A 3,466-nucleotide genomic window follows, 5' to 3' on the forward strand; every position below is an offset into this window, starting at 1 on the left:
ATTCGTTTTTGAGCAGACGATGTTTCATAATATTCCCTTTCCTCACAAACCGGAATCATTTCATATCGTTTTTCTTGCTTTCCTTCTAAGAAATCACTTAATTCCTGAATTGACGGATACTTAAATATATCTATTATAGATACTGCCACATTTATGTTTTTCTCAATTTCATTCGAAACGATGATTGCTTTTAGGGAATGTCCGCCTATTTCAAAAAAGTTCACATAAATACTATAAATTTCTTTGTTTAACACATTAGACCATATGTCCATTAAATTTTTCTGCAGTTTTGTTTTTGGTTGAGCACGCTCAACCTGGCTCATCATTTCTAGATTTGGTTCTGGTAAAGCATTTCTATTTACCTTTCCATTATTGGTCAAGGGCAGTTCCTCTAATTTCATAATATGAGTTGGCACCATATTATAAGGGAGCGTCTTTTTTAAATACTGTTTTATTTCTAAAGAAGCAATGCTTCCTATGATATAAGCAACTAAGTAATGATCATGATGATTGACCTTAGCTATAACAACTGCCTCCTTAACCTCAGGATGCTCCTGTATTCGTTCTTCGATTTCACCGAGTTCAACTCGAACGCCTCTAATTTTAACCTGATTGTCGATCCTACCAAGAAATTCAATGGTTCCATCTGATAATAATTTAGCTCGATCGCCTGTTTTATAAATTTTTCCCCCTTGTATAAATGGATTTTCTACAAATTTTTCAGAAGTTAATTCTGGTCTATTTAGATAGCCTAATGCTAAACCATCTCCACCTATACAGAGTTCTCCTGGTAATCCGATTGGTTGTAAATGACCATCTCTATCCAAAATATAAGCATTTGTATTTGCTATTGGTTTACCAATAACGACATTCTCAGATTCCACACATTTCGTTGTAATAGCATCAACAGTATATTCCGTTGGGCCATAGCAATTATATAAATTATAACCAATATCCATGATTTCTGCTTGTAAAGCTTGTGGTAATGCTTCTCCACCAGAAATCAATACTTGGATGCTTTCAAGTTTCTCCCCACCAGCAATAAATTCTCTCATCATAGTAGGTACTAATTGGACGATGTTTATCTTGTTTCTTCGAATGAAATCTCTAAAATGCTCTCGAGAAAGAGATTCTTTTTCTGTTGTGATGAACAACGTACCCCCGTATAACAATGTTGGGAAAATTTCTTCCACGGATACATCAAAAGAAATGCTTGTATTTTGCAATACATTTTTATTTTGATACAAACCATATTGTTTACCAAACCACATACATAAATTGACAATACTTCTTTGTGTTATTTGAACCCCCTTTGGTTTACCAGTCGAACCTGATGTATACATCACATATGCTAATTTATCAGGACTATAAGCAACCTGGAAATCCAAATCCACATTGCAATATACACGTTCATCATCCAAATAAATTGGATTAACACTAGTTGGTATATCAGAACCTTTCACTGTTAAAAATAGGCTTGCTTTAATATCTTCTAACATGTAATTAATTCTTTCTTTAGGAAATTTAGTATCGATTGGCATAAATGCTGCACCAGCCTTTAATATTCCCAAGATACCTATGAGCATTTCTATTGAACGATCAACCATTATTGGAATAATGGAATTATCCTGTATCCCTTCATTTCTTAATACTTGTGCTAAAGCATTAGCTTTTTGATTTAACTCACCATAAGTGATTTGTTTATCTTTATATACGGCAGCAATACCATTTGCATTCTCTGTTATTTTTTTTTCCAATAACATTACATAGGATTTATTTTTAGGATAATTTGTCTTCGTATTATTTACATCTGTAAGAATTTTTTCCTTCTCTGCTGGACTAATCATTTCCATGTCTGAGATTTTCATATTAGGATTTTCACAAATACACTTCACAATCTCTTTAAAATGATTGATCATTTTTTCAATGGTTTCTTGCTTAAATAACTTTGTACAATACTCAAATGAGCAGGTTAATCCAGCTTCTCTTTCAGTTACAGCTAAACTTAAATCAAACTTAGTGATACCTGCGTTGATCTTTAATGGTTCCATAACAAAGCCATCTAGCATTAGATTCTCTATGGCATCTGTCTCTTGATTATTCATAGAAAACATGACATCAAATAATGGATTTCTACTTATATCTTTTTCAATATTTTCAGATTCTAACAATGCTTCAAATTGATACGTTTGATTTTCAAAAGCAGCTACTGAATTTGCCTTAACCTCCATCAAAAAATCTTTAAAAGCTTTTTCACGCTCAGGTCTATTTCTTAAGGCAATCGTGTTAACAAACATCCCCATTACATCTTCTAGGTTTGCATGCAATCTACCAGCTGTTGTTGTCCCAACTATAATATCTTCTTGTTCACTATACTTTGCTAATAAAATATAGAAGGAAGATAGAATAACCATAAACAAAGTGCTGTCCGATTGGTTAGATATTTTTTTCAGGATATTCATTCTTTGCTTATCCAATGAAAAACTGATCTGGTTTCCTTCAAAGCTTTTGACCTGTGGTCTTTCAAAATCATAAGGTAAGTTTAGTACAGGGAGATGACCTCGGAATTGACCTTTCCAATAGTTTTCTTGTTGTTTTATTTCGTTAGATTTTAATATCTTATTATGCCACTCTGCAAAATCTTTATATTGAATTTGCAATGGAGAAAGATTGCTTCCATTATATAAACGGATAAAATCTTTAATTAGAATATTCATCGATATTCCATCTGCTATAATGTGGTGCAAATCAATGAATAGATAGCTCTTCTCTCCATTTTCAAGTAACATTCCTCTGAATAAAGGTGCTTCTTCTAGATCAAATGGTTGAATCAAATCATTGATTATCGTTTCTAGATATATATTAGACTTTTTTATAAAGTTCAAGTTAAATGCAATGTCATCATTAATTTTTTGAACAACTTCTCCATCAATCATTTGAAAAGATGTTCGCAATGATTCATGACGATTAAACAGCTTTTTAAAGGTCTTATTTAATCTTTCTTTGTTTATGGTACCATCCAATTCATAAACAGCAGGCATATTATAGGCGATACTGTCTTTTTCAAATTGTTGTAGAGTGTACATTCTCTTTTGAACTGAAGATGTTTGATAGTATTCTTTCATATCTACCTTTTCAATTTGTTCATATACCTTAGTCCCACTTCTCCTTATATAGCGAGCGATACTTCTTATCGTTGCATGTTCAAAAAAGATTTTTAATGGTAAATCTTTTCCTAGTTCCTTATGGACTTTATTCATTACTAAACTAGCTTTAAGTGAATTCCCACCAAGTTCAAAGAAATTATCCTCCGTTCCTATTTCATTTATGCCTAAGACTTCTTGCCAAATCTTGACAAGCTTCTCCTCTTCTTTATTCTCTGGCGCCTTGTACTCCCCTTGAATGAGATCTTGATTCGTGACTTCTGGTAGCGATCTTCGATCTACTTTTCCATTAGCGGTGAGGG

General features: G+C 32.7%; 1 protein-coding gene. It reads right to left on the reverse strand.

The window, feature by feature from the left end; genetic code table 11:
- Positions 1-3,466, reverse strand: a 3,466-nt coding sequence (locus ABDZ84_RS09630; protein WP_343781271.1) for an amino acid adenylation domain-containing protein, incomplete at both ends; no start/stop codon positions are given.

It is taken from the genome of Virgibacillus salarius, from assembly GCF_039521925.1.
Taxonomy (GTDB): Bacteria; Bacillota; Bacilli; order Bacillales; family Amphibacillaceae; genus Virgibacillus; species Virgibacillus salarius.